This is a genomic window from Niabella drilacis (genome assembly GCF_900101395.1).
GTDB classification, from domain to species: domain Bacteria; phylum Bacteroidota; class Bacteroidia; order Chitinophagales; family Chitinophagaceae; genus Niabella; species Niabella drilacis.
Genome location: NZ_FMZO01000023.1, coordinates 45,063 through 63,316, shown reverse-complemented (window position 1 = coordinate 63,316; position 18,254 = coordinate 45,063). Strand labels below are relative to the sequence as shown.

Here is an 18,254-nt window from a genome sequence, read left to right as displayed (position 1 = left end):
GCGGGTGTATGACAAATCTCCCTATGCTGCATTTTTGACCAACTCGACCAGGATATTCCATCGCTCACTTTTTTTATAGGCTCTGAGATTGGCGATTTGCTGTGCGCCGGAGACGGACCACCGTTGTCCGGAAAGCTTTAGTCTTTGCTGCACGACGTTTCTATGTGCTGCTTCCATCGCCCCGGATCCAATTAGGTATCCTTGATCCAAATAGGTTTTGTACTGCATGCGCGCCTCATTACTTTTATAGTAGCGGAGTACGTCATCTAAAGCCTGCCGGGTCTGGGGGGCATGAACATTCAGCTTTTTCAGCTCTTTGATGATATCAGCTACCTCATTATTCAACAACCGCAGCTTTTGTACATCAAGCCACTGCTTGCGGTATTCGTCATCCTGATAACGAAGCAAGGCATAGTTGGCCAGTTTCTCTATCGCGTGAAAGAAATCCAGTATCTGAACACTTTGGCTGTAGGCATCTTCCACATAATTCCAGATCCACTTCGCACCATCAGCTATGAAAATCTTTTTCTCATAAGGCTCAATATGTCGTTCCCATTTTTGTAGAAAACTTTTGCTGCTGCCCAAATGACACAAATAATCAGAATGGATAATAGCATTGCGATCCCGTTGTATGCTGATACAGGCGCTCTGTGTAAATGCCCGTCCCACCTTTATCTCCATCCAATCGTTCTGACGGGTCTGAATCATACTCCCATCAAACATTACATATACCGGCTCCTGAGCAGATTTAAACTTTAATACCTGCTTTTCTGAACAATCCTGCTCAATGTCTTCGAGCCGGGCTCCATAGTGTTCACTTATACGCTGGGCCTGTTTAGCGCTAAATTTTAAGCCCAACAGTGCCGATAATAAATCCTCAACTTCCTGAAAAACACATTGTTGGGACAATAAGCAAACCAACTCCTGCAATTTTGCACTCACCCCAAAATGCATCGTCCCCTGGCATAATGGATGCGTTTTAGCTACTTCTATCTTCCCTAAAGTGGTTTGAAGTTTTTTTTTCATTGTGACTTCCCGGAAGTTTACCCATCGACTTCTCCAACAAAATCCGATTCATCCGACGGACTACCTCTAAAAATTTTGTCTCGTAATCGTATCCATCGGTGATTTGACCTTCTTGTTCCAACCAGGTGTCAATTTCTGTTTCCAGGGATTTTAAGATCGCTGATTTTAATTCTTCTTTAGATTCTTTGGACATAGCTATAGGAGTTAAATTATTCAATACCCCTAAATTATCAACTCTTTCCCGGATTCGGTAGATTTGTCATACACCCCACTCTGCACTGTGACAATAAATCAATATTTTTGAAGATCAATTTTAATCCCCTGCATGAAACGATTCCTTACAGCGATTGGCTGGATCACGGTGGCATTTGCAACATCGACCTGTTCCAAAAAAGATCTTCCCTTTGCAAACAGCAGGGATGCCGCAAGCTACAATAGACCGGTTGGGGCTGCAGCAAAGGACCTCCTGAACAGTAATACGTTCAGCTCTCTTTTGGTAGAAGTACAATATATATCCGGCTATGCCCCCGACCCTGCCGCACTGGACCAGCTTCAGCAATTCCTGGCCAGCCGGACCAACAAACCCGGCGGCATTACCATCACAACCCGGGCCATAGAAGATCCGGGAAGCACGACCCTTTCCCTCAGCCAGATCCGGGAACTTGAGAACAGGAACCGTACGGCGTTTAACAACAATACCCGGCTCAGCCTCTATATTCTTTACAGTAACAGCGACTATACCGATGCCGGCACCCTCGGTATAGCCTACCGCAATACATCTGCAGCATTGATGGGGAAAAAGATCCATGAAAATTCCGGGAGCTTTGGCCAGGTAAGTCGCACCAAACTGGAGGCAACCGTGCTGGAACATGAAGTAGGGCATCTGCTGGGGCTGGTTGATCTTGGATCACCCATGCAATCGGCTCATAAAGATGCGTCGCACGGCAATCATTGTAAGGATAACCAATGCCTGATGTTTTACGCATCCGAAACTACGGATGTATTCGGCTTCCTGTCGCGCACCAACCCACCAGCCCTGGATGCCGGTTGCCTGGCAGATCTGAAGGCCAATGGCGGGAAGTAGCGGTCAGTTTTCAACTATCGGCGTTCAGTCACATTTGAAAATATGGCCCCAAACCCTGATCCCGAAGCTTCGGAACAGGACGGGGAACACCAGGCATGAGACGGATCTAACATTGAACCAAAGAAAGTTGATGGAGCATATAAACGGCCCTAACCCGGAACCAAACATCCAACTGACATAGGAATTATTAACCATCCGTATCACCAGCTGATCAGGGGTATGAAACCGATTGAGCGTTGAGCTGTTGAACCTTATAGTTTACCATTGAATCCGGTCTTATACTTACCATAAAATTTTCAGTCCCACCCCCGATAGCCATCGCATACGCGCAAAGGCAATTGGGGCCCGTAGGGGATTATGGGTACCATAGGATTGGTATGGTTTCCATAATATATCATTGACCACCCAACCGCTGTTTCTCCCGGAGCTGCGGCCATGATAAACCCCTAAGGGGTTGTATTGGATTCACCGCGCGTCAAACCCGGGGTTAATCACCAGGACCCTGATTGAACCCCGGCAGGGGTTCAATGCAAACCAATCGAAAATAAACCGCCGGCTACCCGGGCATAACCCCATCCAGGGTTTTGCCCCTTACCTTGATGCACCTACGAAGCTTCGGGCTTCTAATCTTCAAATGCTGAAGACTGACCGCTGAAAGCAGATGGCTATTCTCCCGTAATCCCCTGGTAATAGTTATATATTTTTACCCGGAGCAGGTATTCATATTTTCCGCCGATCAGGTCAATATTAGCCCGATCGAGGCTATTTTTAACGGTAAGGTATTCCACCGAGTTCCACTGTCCCACATTAAAACGCGCTTCTGCCGCCCGGTAAGACTGCTGCAGGGCATTAACCCGCTCCTGTAATTTCTGATACCGGTCAAACGCCGCATTCATGTTGATCGCCGCTCCTTCAATATTCTGTTGTAACTGTGTTTTCACTGCCTGGTTATTCTGCTCCGCTTCTTTCAGGTTCAGCCGCGCTATCTTTATATTATTCTGTGTCTGCAGATTATTAAAAATAGGTACCGATAAGGTAAAGCCCAGGCTTTTACTGTTATTATTCTTCAGTTGCTCGGTCAGGTCTGCAGAAGAGGATTGCGCATAACGGCTGTTCATCCCATAACCAAAGTTCAGGGTTGGGAACAATTTTGACCGGGCCGCCTTCAACCCATATACCGCGCTCTTCACCGAAAATTCCGCTGCTCTTACCTGGGCAAAATGTTTCAGCGCCGCCTGGTACGCTTCTGCGGTATTTGCCGTATTCCGCTCAAGGATATCTGTAACAGCTATTCTTTCAAAAACCATACTGCTGTCATACGGTATATTCATCAATGTACAGATAGTGATCCTGGCAGTTTCCACATCCCGCCGGGCATTGATGATCGTAGCCTGGTCGCTGGCATACTGCCCCTGCATATCAAAAAGATCCGAAGGGGCAATGGCTCCTTTTGCATCCATATCTTTCAACCTTTTCACCTGCCGGTCCGAAAGTATCGCCTGGTCATTTGTTTGCGAAAGCATATCCTGGGCGCTCATCATCTGAAGATAGGCCAGGATCACATTTAGCGTAATATTATCCTTCTGCTGCTGCCAGCTCATGTTGGAAGCCTCGGCTGTCATAACGGCCTGCCGGGCAGTATGCTGCAAATTCATTCCCCTAAAGAGCGTAACACCACCGGAAAGATTATAATCCCCCGAATAAATATTATTATCAACAAATGCATTGGTTGTATTATCGATGCTCCTGCCAAAATACCAGCCATGACCGGCCGAAGCATTCAGGCTGGGCAACATATCAAGCCGGGCCTGCCGTTTCGCAATCGCGTCACGCCCCGCCTGGTTCGCACGCTGGGTTACCTGCAGGTTATCTTTAAGCGCCGCTTCGATGCACTGCTCCAATGAATAATGGCCCTGCTGCGCAAAGATAGCCTGCGGGGCAACGAGAGAAACAAGAATGATAAAGAAAAATTTCATGGATTGAGATTCGAGATTTCAGATTTGAGAATTCCGGAGAGATCACTGATGTGAGCGCTGAGCTGTCAGCCCTATTGACCATTGCCTACCTCCGCTCCACGTGCCCGTCCAGCAGGTGAATGATCCGGGAACCATATTCCGCATTTTTTTCCGAGTGCGTTACCTGTATTATCGTAACCCCCTCCTGGTTGAGCTGTCTGAATAATTCCATGATTTCTTCTCCCTGCCGGGAGTTCAGGTTGCCCGTAGGCTCATCGGCCAGCAGCAGTTTGGGATTCCCGATCAGTGCTCTTGCAATACCCACCAGCTGCTGCTGCCCTCCTGACAATTGTGTAGGAAACAGGTCCTTTTTTCCCACGATCTGGAACCGGTCCAGCATATCGGCCACCATGGCTTTGCGCTCGGAAGTTTTAACTCCCTTGTACAGCAATGGTGTTTCTATATTTTCATAAACGGTCAATTCATCAATCAAATGATACGCCTGGAACACAAACCCGATATACTGCTTGTACAGGGCGGCCCGCTGCTTTTCCTTTAGGTTTTGTACCGCATCCCCCATAAAATGATACGCTCCCTCATCAAAATCGTCCAGCATACCCATTACATTCAGCAGGGTTGATTTCCCGGAGCCGGAGGGCCCCATCACCGATACAAATTCCCCCTCGTCTATATCCAGGTTAATATCCTTCAATAAAAACGTCCTGTTAATGCCCGTATTCACCCATTTGTAAATTCCTTTTAATGATAATAACATATGCTACAATTTCTGATTTAAGATTTAAGAAATCAGCTGTCAGCGATCAGCCATCAGCTATTAACTATTGACCATTGCTTACCCTTCACTCCGCAACGATTTTGCCGGGTTGGCCCGTGCAGCCCGGAAGGTTTGAGCAGCGATCGTAAACAGCGCTATCAAAATGGCCCCCATGCCTACCAGCACAAATATCCACCATCGTATTTCGGTATGATATGCAAAATTCCTTAGCCACCGATGCATGCTGTACCATGCAAGGGGCGATGCTATCAGGATTGCCAGGGCCACCAGCTTTACAAAGTCTACCGACAGCAAAGTAACAATATTGGCGGCAGAAGCACCGAGCACCTTCCGGATACCGATCTCTTTGACCCGCTGTGCCGCAAAAAAAGTAATAAGTCCCAGCAAACCCAGGCCGGCAATTACAATAGCCAATGTTGCAAACCCCGATAATATAATGGCCAGTCGCTCTTCTGCCCTGTACATAGCATCGTACGCTTCATCCATAAAATGATATTCAAAAGGAACGTCCTGCTCATACTTCTGATACAGTTTTTTTACCTGGTTCAGTACCAGGGCCGTATTGGCGCCTGCCCGTATCTTTACGAACAGGCATCCGTTGCTGCCCGTCCACACCGAACGATCGCCCCGCCACATCGCATTGCTGTCTGCATCCGACACTACAGCTATAATCAGGGGCTGAATAGCATATTGCAGCGATTTCCAGTTAAAGTCCTTTAAAACACCGGATACAACAAAAGGAGCTATCTTTTGACTAAGCGGAGCTTTCCCAGGGCTTAGCTGCGCAACCGCCGCTTCATTTAAGAGTACATTTTGCCGGGTCTTATAAAACAACGGATCGGCGGGAGGCAATTTCCATTGCAATCCTAAAATGGAAATAAAATCCTGATCCACTTCCAGCATCGGCATCATGGTTATTTTTTCAGTTCCCGGCGGCGTAACCCCTGTCATATCATAGCCTCCGAATAAGGGGCGTAAGGCAATGGCGGCTTTTTGAATACTGCCAAGGGAATTCACTTCGTGCTTAAAAGCCAGTGAATGCCGGGAAAGATCTTTTCCAAAAGGGATCGTCACCACATGATCCCGGTCTATTCCGGTATCGGCAGTTTTTATATAACGGATCTGCTGCTGTATAATGATACCGCAAAGAACAAACAGTACCGCAACCGCAAACTGAAATATTGTAAAAAAACGGCGTACCCCGGCATTGCCCCCATTTATGATCCGGCCATAAAGCAAAGCTGCAGGCTTAAACGAAGATAGCAACAATGAGGGGTATACGGAGGTGAGCAGGGTAAGCACAACAAATAAAACCCCAAAACGGGCAAGCATGCCGGGTTTCCGGATGAACGAAGAATCGATATTTATTTTCAAAACCCCAAACAGCCAGGTTTGCAACACAGCACACAGGACATACCCCAGAACAAAAGCCATTCCTATACATAAAAACGATTCGGTAAAGAATTGAAGCGCCAGGTTGCTTCGCCCCGCGCCCATCACCTTTCTTATACCTACCTCCTTCACACGCAGGACCGCCCGGGCAGTGGCCAGACTTACGTAATTGATCATTGCCAGAAGCAGTATAAGCGCCGCTACAAAAGGAAAAATTTTCAAATATTTCACGGTATTCACGTCACTCCCCGACTCTGCCCGGAAATTTTGCATCGGTATTCCTACAAATCTTCCATCCGCTTCGCCGTCTCTTTCTTTTCGCAGCTGCGCCAGCGAGCGCTCCACTTTCGGCATGGCACGATCGTCCCGTCCCGTAAAAAACGTCAGAAAGTCAAACCTGCCCTTTTCCGCAAGCTGCCTGAGTTCCGGCATGGCCGACATGCTGGATAAAGAAGCTACAAAATCGTACCGGATGCTGGAGTTGGAAGGCGCATTTTCCGCAACGCCGGTAATCAGAAGATCATAGGCATTATTGTACCGCAGTACCCTGCCCATCACATCGGTAGTACCAAAATATTTTAACGCTGTAGCTTCAGATACGACCACCGACAAAGGGTTCTGTAATACCTCCCGGCTGTTCCCCTGTAACAGGTTGAAAGAGAAAAAATCAAAAAAGTTGCTATCGGCAAAAGCGAAACCCGGCTCTGAAAATTTAACGGATGGATGAGCGGGGTCCTGAATCATAACATGCTCCATCCCCTTTCGTATCCTTAAAAAGCCTGCTACAGAGGGCTCTCTTTCTGTTACAACCGGAGCGTCAGTATAACGGAGCCGGGAAACAAACAGCGAATCGCCATCAGCCCCCATTCTGATCCCCATCGAAAATATCCGGTCCGCATTTCTATGAAAGAGATCAAAATCACGCTCATGTTTTACGTACAAAATAATAAGCATCCCTGCTGCAATACCTACAGCAAGCCCTGTAATATTGATAAGGGAAAATACTTTGCGCCTCAAAATACTCCGCCAGGCTGTTATTAAATAATTCTTGAGCATCTTCTCCAGTTTTCGGCTATCCGCCATTAGCATCCGGCCCTGCATTCATACTGATCACTTTATATGCACGATTACTATTACCCCATTCCCAATCTTGATGCCACGAACACAACCAGCTGACAACAAATGCATTAACCATAAAAACGGGTAATGCGCTGTGCGTTTTCAAAACAGGCACTGTCCGGTTTTGATACAGTTTCACAGACGCTTATTATCTCCCTCCAACGCCCGGCTCCCTTTCCGTAATATCGTTTCAGGTATGCTTTAAAAGTTCCCCCTTCCTTCCCAGGTATAGATCGGGTCGCCTATACAACCGGGCCGGAGAACACGGCATACTGATTAAACGCCGCAGCCGGCTACGCTTCATCTTTAAAAAGTGAGGGGCCACCGGAATGCGCCGGCGATATCCTGCGCCTCTCCCGTCATTGCTGCCAAACCGGGCTTCCTGCGGAAAGATTCCCGACAATGAATGGATAAGTCCATGCACAGATCGCCGGATGGTAAAAATACCGCTACCTCACTCATTCCGTTCTCAGGCTTTTCACCGGGTTCACGATCGCCGCCCTTACGGCCTGTACACTTACCGTAATAACGGCGATCAGTACCGCCAGCAATCCCGCCGCTGCAAATACCCACCAGGTAAGGGATACCCGGTAGGTAAAATGCTGCAGCCACTTGTTCAACACCCATAAAGCAATTGGTAATGCAATCAGGATGGCGATACCAACAGGTTTAATGAATTCTTTGCTGACCAGGGTTGCAATATTGCCAACCGAAGCCCCCAGTACTTTACGTACACCGATCTCTTTGGTACGCTGTCCTACCACAATAAAAGCCATTCCAAACAGCCCCATACAGGACAGGAGTATGGCAACGCCCGCAGCAGCGGTAAACATTTTTGCCAACCGTTCTTCAGAAGCATACCACCGGTACACATTTTCCGTAACATATGAGCCGTTAAAATCAGAACGCGGATCTATTTTCCGATAAGCATCCCGGATCATATCCATTGTTGCAGAGGGGTTCTTCGTTATGACCCTTACCAGCAGGTAGCTCACCGGTTCCTCCGGGTCCATCTTTATGGTAAGTGGTTCATTCTTGTTATACATGGAATACAACTGGAAATCAGGAATAACACCGATCACGGTCCAGGGCCTTTCAGAGCTGTCGGCAATAATCGATCGCCCAACCGGGTCTTTAATGCCCAGCTGCGCCAGCATGCTTTGGGTAATAATGACATTATTGGCAGTATCTGAAGCATATTGGCTCAAAAAGTCACGGCCCTCCCTTAGCGTAATGCCCAGTGTTTTGATGATATCATAATCTGCCAGCAGTATATTGGTCCGTAAAGAGCGCCCGTTATACTCAAAGCCCTGCGTCCACTTATTGGTACCGCCATCGGCTCCGATCCCTAAATTTATTGACGAACCGGAAACACTGAGCACGGAAGGCTGTGAAGCCAGGAGCATCCGCATCTTCGATACCGTGTTCTTATCGGCCTCTGTCTGATTGACCGGTATTGAGATCAATGCATCGGTATCATAGCCCAAGGGCGCTTTACGTAAGTACTGAAATTGGCGGTAAATGACCAGGGTAGCGCAAATCAGTATTACAGCCATTACAAATTGCAGTACGATGAGCGCATTTCTCAGCACACTGTTCTTTTTCAGATGCAGCTTTCCTTTTAAAACCTCGGTTACCTTTAACCGGGCCATTATAGCAGAAGGATACCCGGAGGCAAGGAATGCCATCAATAATACCAGCAATACGAGCACAATAATAACAACCGGCTGACGCAGCAATGCCCCGTTTACGGAAGCGCCAAAAAGCTGGTTAAATGGAGGGATCAGCAGCAGGGCCAGGCCGGTGCCCATCAGCGCAGACAAGCTGATGATGAACAGGCTCTCGCTCCAGACCTGCAGCCATACCTGTTTTTTTTGTGCACCCAGGCATTTACGGATACCGATCTCTTTGGTACGCGTAAAAGAAACCCCGATGTTCAGGTTTACAAAATTAAACCCGGCAATCAGCAGGATACAACAGGACACCAGTAATAATACATACAGGAAGGACTTATTCAGTGCATCGCCCGCCCCCACCTGCAGATCAAAATGCAGTTCGCTTACCGGCAACAAATGCAGCCGCATATAATCGCCATCAGGGTAGGGCTTATAACCCTCCTTTTTCATAAACCGCAGGTCTTCTGCATAATATTTTTGCACCAGCGACCGGGCCGCCCTTTCAAAATCCTCCTTCGTTACAGAAGCCTTCAATTTTATATACAAATCACTGCTCGTCTGGTCCCATCTGTCTTTCGCCTCCGCATAACCTGGTTGCAATTCGGTTCTTGCCAGCACATCAAACCGTATCGACGTGTTTTGCGGAAGATCTGCCAGTACCGCTGCAACAATGAGCCTGATCCATTTCCCGTTTATATGCACCTCAACCGGCTTCCCTACCGGGTCCTCAATACCAAAAACGCTTTGTGCGGCCCGCCGGGTCAGCACCACATTATTGGTGGTGGTCAGCGCGCTCTGCCGGTTGCCCCTGAGTACGGGGAAGGAAAAAACATCCAGGAAATCGGCGTCTACCAGCTTTATTTCCTGGTTTACGGTCTTATCCTGATACCGGATCCCCGTCCCCGCGCCATCACTTATCAATGCTGCTTTTTCTACCCCTGCATACTCTTTTTTTATCGCTTCTGTAACAGGAAGCGGGAACCTCGCCCGCCGTGTTTCGCCCTGGGGTGCGTTGCCCGAACGATATACTTTATAGGTCCGTTCCGCTGCCGGGTAAACGCTATCAAATGAAAATTCATGGTACACCCGGAGCATCAGCAGAATGGCGCAGGCAAAAGCCACCGTTAAGCCAACTCCATTAATGACGGTTGCCAGCTTATTCTTCCTAAGGGCGCGCATTAAGGTTTTTAAGTAAATCCTGAACATATGTAACGTTTAAATTAGGAGAGCTGCCTTCACAGGCGCCCTCTTTCGTCCTGATCGTCCTGCCGGTATTATGAACGATTTTTCCCGTCTGCTTTTGATCATCAACCAGGCTACTCCGATCGCAGTGCCCGAACAGGATCTGATGCAGCCGCGCGGAGCGTTTGGATGGCTAGCACGATCAATGAAACCATCACCAGGATCAGCGCCGCACCCAAAAACAGCTCCCAGCCTACCGATGCTTTATAAACAAAGGTCTCCAGCCATTTGCTGATGGCCAGCCAGCCAACCGGAATGGCTACAATGGTACCGATCAACACCAGCTTCAGGAAGCCCAGGCTTAACATGACCGAGATCCGCGCAGCGGATGCTCCTAAAACCTTCCGGATGCTTATTTCCTTTGCACGGCTTTTAGCTACAAAAGAGATCAGTGCAAAAAGACCAACCAAGGCGATGACCACTGCCACGATCGTAAAGAATAAAATCACGTTTTGTGTACGTATATAGGTTTGAAACAATTTTTGAAAATCATCGTCAATAAAAGAATAACGGATCGGATTTTCGGGCTCAATACTTTTCCACTCCTGCTCAACAGCCCTGATGGTGGACCGCAGGTCGTTTCCCTTCAGCTTCAGTACCAGTCCCCCGCCCCACCGGTAAGGACCTATCTCGTTGTTAATGGAATAAGTGAGCGGCACCACCGCATTTGCATAGTCGCTCACATTATAATCTTTTATCACGCCCACGATCCGCGCCGGCAGGCTGTCTTCATAAGGAAAATAAATCAACTTCCCGATAACATTCCCGGCGCCTAATTTCCGGGCTGCCGTTTCATTTAAAATAATATTCCTGGTATGCTGGTCGTCCGGCCGCTCATCAAACTTTCTGCCGGTAACCAGGGGTATCTGTAACGCATCAAAAAAATCGGAACTTATTTTTACCACGCCCAGCCGTACCTCCTTTCCTTCAAATTTAAACCCAAGGGACATCGTATCTAAAAACGGGGCTCCCGGCATATTGGTTGTCTTTGCCACGTATTCCACGCCGGGAACGGACAGCAACCGGTTCCTTACATTTTCAAAACCTTCTTCACCTGTTTTCTGCAATACCTGTATGCGCATTACCTGGCTGCCGGAAAACCCTTTATCTTTCGACTGCATAAAGTCCATCTGTTTTTTTATTCCCAGCGAAGCGATCACAAAAAAGGCGGAAAATACAAACTGGAGCACGATCAGCACATTTCTAAAACCGTTTCCTCCCGCGCCCTCCGAGTAATGGCCTTTTAATATCTTTGATGTGCTGAACCTGGAAAGAAAAAAGGAGGGGTACAATCCTGAAATAAGTACCACCAATAAAAAACAGGCCAGAAGCTGAAGCCCCAACACAGCACCGTCCGTAGCTTTTAAAAGGTCAAACCCGATCCCGAATGCTGCTTTAAAATAGGACAATACCGGCCATAGCAATAACAGGCCGGTTCCGAATGCGATCAAACACTGCAATGTAAATTCACCCAGGAATTGTTTCACAATTTGCCAGCGCCCCGACCCCAGCACTTTCCGGACCCCTACTTCCCTGGCGCGCCTGACAGAAGCAGCAATGGAAAGATTGCTGAAATTAATGGCCCCGATGATCAGCAGGAGCGTGGCAAGCACCATAAGGGTAGAAACCGTTTTAAAATTGGAGGCGCCCTTAACGGGAAAGTTATGAATGGCCGAAAGCCTTTCAGAGAACAACAGCGTGCGGCTGCTTTTAGCCTGGTATTCCGCCAGCGAAGTACTGTCCTTTTTTATCCGCTCGTTATAGAAGACCCGGTTCAGGGACCGGTCGAGCAGATCCGGGGCAACCGGCTGCTTCATCTTCAACAGGGTCTGGTACGAAAAGTTTTCCCAATGAATATTATTGTCTGCTATACGCACAATCGCTTCCGTATTATAAACAGAAGGGCCATCCGGTTTAGCAAAAACAGCATTGACCATGAGGGCCCGCCCATACAGGGTTATCGTCTTGCCCATGGCATCCGTACTTCCAAAAAGTTTACGCGCCACTTCTTCGCTGATCAGGATCGTATTGGGCGCCGCCATCGCATTTGCCGCATTTCCCTCCACGATCTTATAAGGCAACACTCTTAAAAAAAGGGAGTCTGCATACATCAGGTTTTTCTGGTAAATCTTTTTATCACCGGCCGTCAGCAATACTTCAAAATCACCCGAATTCTGAACCATGGTGGCCGCCTCAATATTGGGGTCATTGTTCATCAGCAGCGCGGCAAGAGGCGCCGGTGTATTCGTCTCGATCTCGCCATCCTTGTCCATAGAAACACGGTACACAGATTTTAACCCGGGCGACCATTTATCGTAACTAAGCTCATAGTTAAGGTACAGCAATACCAAAACAAAACTGGCCACGCCAATGGCCAGTCCCAGGACATTAATAACAGAATAGGCACCATTGCGATAAAAATTCCTGAATGCGGTTTTGAAATAACTTTTGAGCATTGCATTTAGATTTGAGCTAACAGATGTCAGGCATCAGACATCCGTATCCAGATTTATACTATTGATTATCGACTATTCATTATTGACCGGGCCCTTTAACATTTCCGTTGCAAGCACCCGCCACCCCTAATCGGCGGGCAAAATACGCGGTCACCTGTTCCGTACTGATGAGCGCATTCACTTATGTTCCAATATTGTTTGATCATCACTTCTTTTTTTCAGAAGATCTGCGCCTGCCCCTAATTTACCGGTAACGGCCCAACCTTAATGCCACAAACCTATCTTATTGAAAAACAGGCAAATTACGAATAATTGCAGCTCTTGCGCTGTGCGCTTTTAAAACAAGGGTTGTCCGGTTTTGATACAGCTTTCCGGGTAACTACCCGCGGTAACGAACGGGTAAGCTTATATGGCGTTTGATATACCCAAAGCACTAAAAACATCAATACGCCGGCCTGGTGGTTTATATGCCTTGCCCCTGTTCCCTACTCCGCTTTTAATTTTTTTGCGGGGCCGGCAATGGCCGTCTCCAAAGTCCTTGTAATAATAAGAAGGGCCACCAGCAACATAACGATAGCAGCAACCCCTAAATAGATCTCAATACTTTGCGGTATCCGGTATACATATCCAGCCAGCCATTGCGTTATAAAATAATAAGCCAGCGGCCAGGATACCAGGTTGGCAATGATCAGCAACCCGATATATTCTTTCATAAAAAGCATAAAAATATGGATCAGCTGAGCACCTAAGACCTTCCGGATCGCAACTTCTTTTTCGCGTTTACTAAGCGCTACAGATACAACACTGAATATACCCGCAAACACTATCAGAAGGCAAAATACGGTAGCTGCAAAGGTTGCTTTTTTTAACTGCAACTCCGACTGGTACAGTGCAGCAAACTTTTCGTCCATAAAAGTATAATCAAACGGGGCATTGGGCGATAACTGGCGCCACCGGTCCCTGACCCGTTTCACGGATTCCCCTGTTGCATGATCCAGTTTAATGATCAGCAACCGGTATCCCGGCATGTCATTCACATGAAATATCACCAGTGGTGTAATGGCCTCCCGCATGTTTGCCATGTTATAATCCTTTACAATACCAGCCACTGTAAAAACCTCCCCTTCTGAGGATCTTAACCGTTTACCCACCGCATTATCTATTGGAAGCTCCAATAAACGGGCGGCCGTTTCATTTAAAACAATCTGCCCGGGCACAAACGGTTTTTTATCATTGAGGAAACTCCCTGCCCGCATGTGCAGTTCAAACGTTTTGCCGTAGTCTTCGTCGCTGATAAAAGAAGGAACTGAAACCGGGGGCCGTTGTCCTCTTACAGGCAACAACTCAACGGAACTGTTAACAGGCACCCTGTCAGGAAGATCAAAGCTTAAAGTAGCGCTCTTTACACCAGGCAGTTTCAATAGTTCCTGTTTGATGCTTTCCATTTTTTGCACGCCGGTTTTATCCCAACGCTTCGGAAACGCCGTAACCACCAGTAATTGATCCTTATTATAACCCGCATCACGGTTAAAGATAAAACGCACCTGTTTGGCCACTACAGCAGCACCAATAAATACCAGGATGGCCATCGAAAACTGTAGGGTCAGTACCACCCGGCGCAAAACCCGGCCCCGCTCCATCGTTTCTGTCTTACCTTTTACGGATGTCACGATCTGCGAACGGCTAAGCGAAAAAGCGGGATAGATACCTGCAAGAAACCCGACCAACACCACCAGCAAAACAAAAGCTGCCAGTATTTTTCCATCAAGTCCATTCAGGAACAGGAGATTTACTCCCAATACCCGGGAAAACCAGGGGCATGCAGCCTGATAAAAGACCAGCGCGATAAATCCGCTTACCGCAGTCAACAACCATGCCTCCACAAGAAATTGCAGAACCAGCTCTCCCTTCCCGCTTCCAAACACTTTTCTTAATCCTACTTCTTTTATACGGGAAGTTGCTGTGGCCACGCGGATGTTTATGAAATTAAAAACCGCCATTAATAATACAAACACCGCAATAATGCTGTACGTAGCGATCATTTTTATAACAGCGTTGTTGTTATCCGTAAGGTAAAAATCCTTCACCGGGGCATAGACCACCGTAAGGTTTTTCTGAAAAAACTCCGGGGCATGCCTGGCGAGTACCTGCCGGGAGGGCCGTGCAAGATCCCCGGGGGCCACGCCGTTTCTTAACTCCACCATCGTTACACAGGAATTATTATTCCAGCTCAGCAGCGGATCTCCATCGGGATAATACCGGCACCCCTCACCGGGAATAAAAACGTTGTACCCCTCGGGATACCCCTGGTTAAATACAGAATTATAAGGCTGATCTTTTAAAACAGCAGACACCCGGTAGTCCTGCTTCAGACCTTCTGTTACGGTTTGTACAGAAATGATTTTTCCAATAGCATCCGCATGGTCAAACAGTTTTTTTGCCATCGTTTCTGTAATAACGGCAGCATCCATATTGTCAAATGCGTGGTTAGCATTCCCAAACAAAACAGGCAATCCATACATGGAAACAAAATTGGTATCACCGATCGCTATGTTTTCCTTAAAAAAACGGTCCCCTGCAGCAACCACATTGGCCACCGGATTAAACCGGTAATAGTGCTCTACAAGACCCGGGTATTCTTCTTTCAATGCCTTGGCAAACGGTGCACGGCCGGTAACCTCGGCACTCCCGCCCTTCGTCTTCCAGCTACTTTTAATAATATACTGGTTATTTATATTTTTAAACTGTTGATTTACGCTCCTCTGCTGAAAGATATAAACACCCACTACCAGGGCAAAACAAAACCCCATCGCAAGACTCAGTATGCTTACAACTGAAAGCAACCTGCGCCTTGTAATATTCCGCCATGCAATTTTTAAGTAGTTCTTTATCATCGTATCCAGGATTTGAGAATTCCTACCTGCCGTTCCTGACCGGTGTTCCGGGTTTGTTGTTTAATATCCGGTTTCGGGCATACGCTGCCGTATGCTATTGCCTCCTTTCATTCCCCATTCCTATTCCGATCGCAGGGCTTTCACCGGATTCATCAGGGCCGCTTTTAAAGCCTGGATACTCACGGTCAACAGTGTCAGCACCAAAGCCCCGGCCCCGGATAAAAGAAAGACGCCAAAAGACAACTCAGTCCGGTAGGCATACTGCTGCAGCCACTGATGCAGGTAATACCAGGCCAAAGGGATCGCTACAAAACAGGCGATGAGCACCAGCAGCAAAAACTCCACCGAAAGCAGCCGCCAGAGCTGATATACACCTGCTCCCAGTACTTTGCGCAGGCTGATCTCTTTTTTGCGTTGTTCCGCCACAAATGAAGCCAGGCCCAATATACCCAGGCAGGAAATAAATATCGCAAGGGCCGTAAACAGGACCGATAACCGGCCAATGCGTTGTTCGCCGGCAAATTTACGGGCATAGATCTCGTCATTAAACGCAAAATCAAAAGGCGCATCCGGGTTGTATTTTTTAAAGACCTGTTCTATTTTATCCAGTGCATACTGTAAGGACACGCCTTTTTTTATTGCAATGGTCACAACATTTGCCCATTCGGGGTCATTTAAAAAGACGGTAGGCACCGGGGGGGCATATGGCGAAGTCATCACCATATCTTTAACAACCCCGATCACTGTATAGGCTTTACCATTATGCCTGATCTCCCCGCCAACAGCCCCGGCCGCGCCCATCTGCATCGCAGCCGCCTCATTAAGGATAACAGCAGCGGTATCAGTAGAAAACGCCCCCGAAAAGTCGCGCCCTTTCTTTATCTCCCAGCCAATGGTATTTCCAAAATCGGTTGTCACACCAATGATTCCAAAAACAGGCGACCCAGCCGGATCCTTTCCGCGCCATTCGAACCTGCTGCTGGAGCTGAAAACATCGATCGTGGGGCTGGAGGATTCTGCCATATTTGTTACGGTTCCCGTGGCCAGCAGCTCATTCCTCAATGCATCATAATGCCCATAAAGATCCGGGGTATTCATCTGTACGGTGATCAGTCCCTCCTTCCGGTAATTTACCGGCCGGTCCTTTGCATACCGGATCTGTTTAAACACGATCACACTGCCAATAACCAGCGCTATTGAAAACGAGAACTGGAGTACTACAAGCACTTTACGGGGGGAACCGGCTGTTTTCCCTGCACGGAAGGTTCCCTTTAATACCTTTACCGGTATGAATCCTGAAAGATAAAATGCCGGGTAGATACCGGAGAGGAACCCGGTGAGGATCATAAAACCCAGCGCAGCGCACCAGAACGCCAGGGAATGCCAGGGAAACAGCAGCTGCTTGCCGGATAACTCATTAAACAAAGGCATGGCTAAAAGCACCAGCAGCACCGCCAGCAGGAAGGAAAGGAAGGTCGTCAGCACCGATTCCGTCAGAAATTGCCAGATGAGCCGGCCTCTGCCAGACCCGACCGTTTTGCGGATGCCTACTTCTTTTGCCCGCTGCGTACTGCGGGCGGTTGAAAGATTCACAAAATTGATACCGGCCAGCAACAGGACAAAAACCCCGATCACCGAAAAAAGATATACAAACCGGATGCCACCGCCCACCGATCTCCCGCCTTTAAATTCGCCGTACAGGTGCCAGCGATCCATTGGAAACAATTGTGCCTGCTCCCACTCCTGTTTCACGCGTTTATGCGTCATCACTACGTTTTCTATTTTGCCGGAAACCGTTTCCACATCGGCACCTTCTGCCAGTGCTGCAAATACCTGGAAGGACTGCTCATCCCAGTCTGCAACTGCCTTGCGGAGCCACTCCTCCGTAGTGATGTATTTTTTCCAGGGCAACAATAATTTTGTTTCATAAAAAGTGGTATTCGGCGGCAGGTCTTCATATACCCCCGCTACCCTGAAATCATTCTTATTATCGAAGCGGATCGTTTTCCCGATGGGGTCGCTGCTCCCAAACAAGCGCTGCGCAAGGGAAGCACTGAGTAACACAGCGGAGGGGTCGTCCAATGCACCGATCCTGCCACTGCGCATTTTAAATGAGAACATAACAGGGAATGCGGCTTCTGTCCAGAGCCCTTTGGCTGCTATCTTTTTATCCCCTGCGGCAAGCACATGACCAAAATTCCAGGAGGCAGCGGCAACATTGCTGAAGTTGCTTCCAAATTTATTGCGCAGGGCATCGGCAACCGGTATACAGGAAGCCTGTTCTGTTACCAGTGTTCCATCATTGCTGCGATACGTGCGCATCAGCTGTGCCAGCCGCTGATGGTTTGCATGGTATGCATCAAAATGCAGCTCATCCCAAACCCAAAAGCTGATCAGCATCGCAACCGATATTCCTATAGCCAGACCGGATATATTCACAAAGGAATAAAGTTTATTCCTTTGCAGATTTCTCCAGGCAACGGCAAAATAATTTTTGAGCATTGTTACATTTTAAGCTGTCAGATTTAAGTACCGGCATACAACCGGGATATCTTTTCTTCGAACCGGCACTTTCTATGTTCCTGCCCCAGGTTCCCTTTTAACAGCTGCTGTT

The 18,254-nt window shown here is 47.9% G+C and carries 10 protein-coding genes; 1 reads left to right on the top strand and 9 read right to left on the bottom strand.

Annotated elements, in window-relative coordinates; translation table 11 throughout:
• Nucleotides 1–21 precede the first annotated feature (21 nt).
• Both BLS44_RS23910 and BLS44_RS23905 read right to left on the bottom strand, forming a co-directional pair.
• Nucleotides 22–1,026 carry a hypothetical protein gene (locus BLS44_RS23910; protein WP_143019675.1) on the bottom strand — a complete coding sequence of 335 codons (1,005 nt, stop codon included), beginning with the start codon at nucleotides 1,024–1,026 and terminating at the stop codon, nucleotides 22–24.
• Nucleotides 980–1,219 (bottom strand): hypothetical protein, encoded by a 240-nt coding sequence (locus BLS44_RS23905; protein ID WP_090389202.1) that lies wholly within the window; start codon nucleotides 1,217–1,219, stop codon nucleotides 980–982. The genes BLS44_RS23910 and BLS44_RS23905 overlap by 47 nt, the downstream gene beginning before the upstream one ends.
• 132 nt (nucleotides 1,220–1,351) lie before the next feature.
• Between BLS44_RS23905 and BLS44_RS23900 the strand changes: the two genes are divergently transcribed.
• Nucleotides 1,352–2,110 carry a M12 family metallo-peptidase gene (locus tag BLS44_RS23900; RefSeq protein ID WP_090393195.1) on the top strand — a complete coding sequence of 253 codons (759 nt, stop codon included), beginning with the start codon at nucleotides 1,352–1,354 and terminating at the stop codon, nucleotides 2,108–2,110.
• 665 nt (nucleotides 2,111–2,775) lie between these two features.
• Here the strand turns inward: BLS44_RS23900 and BLS44_RS23890 are convergent.
• From BLS44_RS23890 to BLS44_RS23860, 7 genes are all read right to left on the bottom strand, one after another.
• Nucleotides 2,776–4,086: a TolC family protein gene (locus BLS44_RS23890; protein WP_090393192.1), complete on the bottom strand. Its 1,311-nt coding sequence runs from the start codon at nucleotides 4,084–4,086 to the stop codon at nucleotides 2,776–2,778.
• 85 nt (nucleotides 4,087–4,171) lie between these two features.
• Entirely contained in the window at nucleotides 4,172–4,840 is a 669-nt protein-coding gene (locus tag BLS44_RS23885; RefSeq protein WP_090393190.1) for an ABC transporter ATP-binding protein, read from the bottom strand.
• 78 nt (nucleotides 4,841–4,918) lie between these two features.
• The gene (locus BLS44_RS23880; RefSeq protein ID WP_176954538.1) at nucleotides 4,919–7,309 is read right to left on the bottom strand and encodes an ABC transporter permease; all 2,391 of its coding nucleotides are present in this window, start codon (nucleotides 7,307–7,309) and stop codon (nucleotides 4,919–4,921) included.
• 521 nt (nucleotides 7,310–7,830) lie between these two features.
• On the bottom strand, nucleotides 7,831–10,254 hold the full coding sequence (locus BLS44_RS23875) for an ABC transporter permease (RefSeq protein WP_090393186.1): 2,424 nt from the start codon (nucleotides 10,252–10,254) through the stop codon (nucleotides 7,831–7,833).
• Nucleotides 10,255–10,364: 110 nt separating this feature from the next.
• Entirely contained in the window at nucleotides 10,365–12,746 is a 2,382-nt protein-coding gene (locus BLS44_RS23870) for an ABC transporter permease (protein ID WP_090393183.1), read from the bottom strand.
• Nucleotides 12,747–13,231: 485 nt separating this feature from the next.
• A complete protein-coding gene (locus tag BLS44_RS23865) occupies nucleotides 13,232–15,640 on the bottom strand; it encodes an ABC transporter permease (protein WP_090393182.1) in 2,409 nt (802 codons plus the stop codon).
• 120 nt (nucleotides 15,641–15,760) lie between these two features.
• Nucleotides 15,761–18,142, bottom strand: coding sequence for an ABC transporter permease (locus BLS44_RS23860; protein ID WP_090393180.1), 2,382 nt, complete (start codon nucleotides 18,140–18,142; stop codon nucleotides 15,761–15,763).
• Between the last annotated feature and the right edge of the window lie 112 nt (nucleotides 18,143–18,254).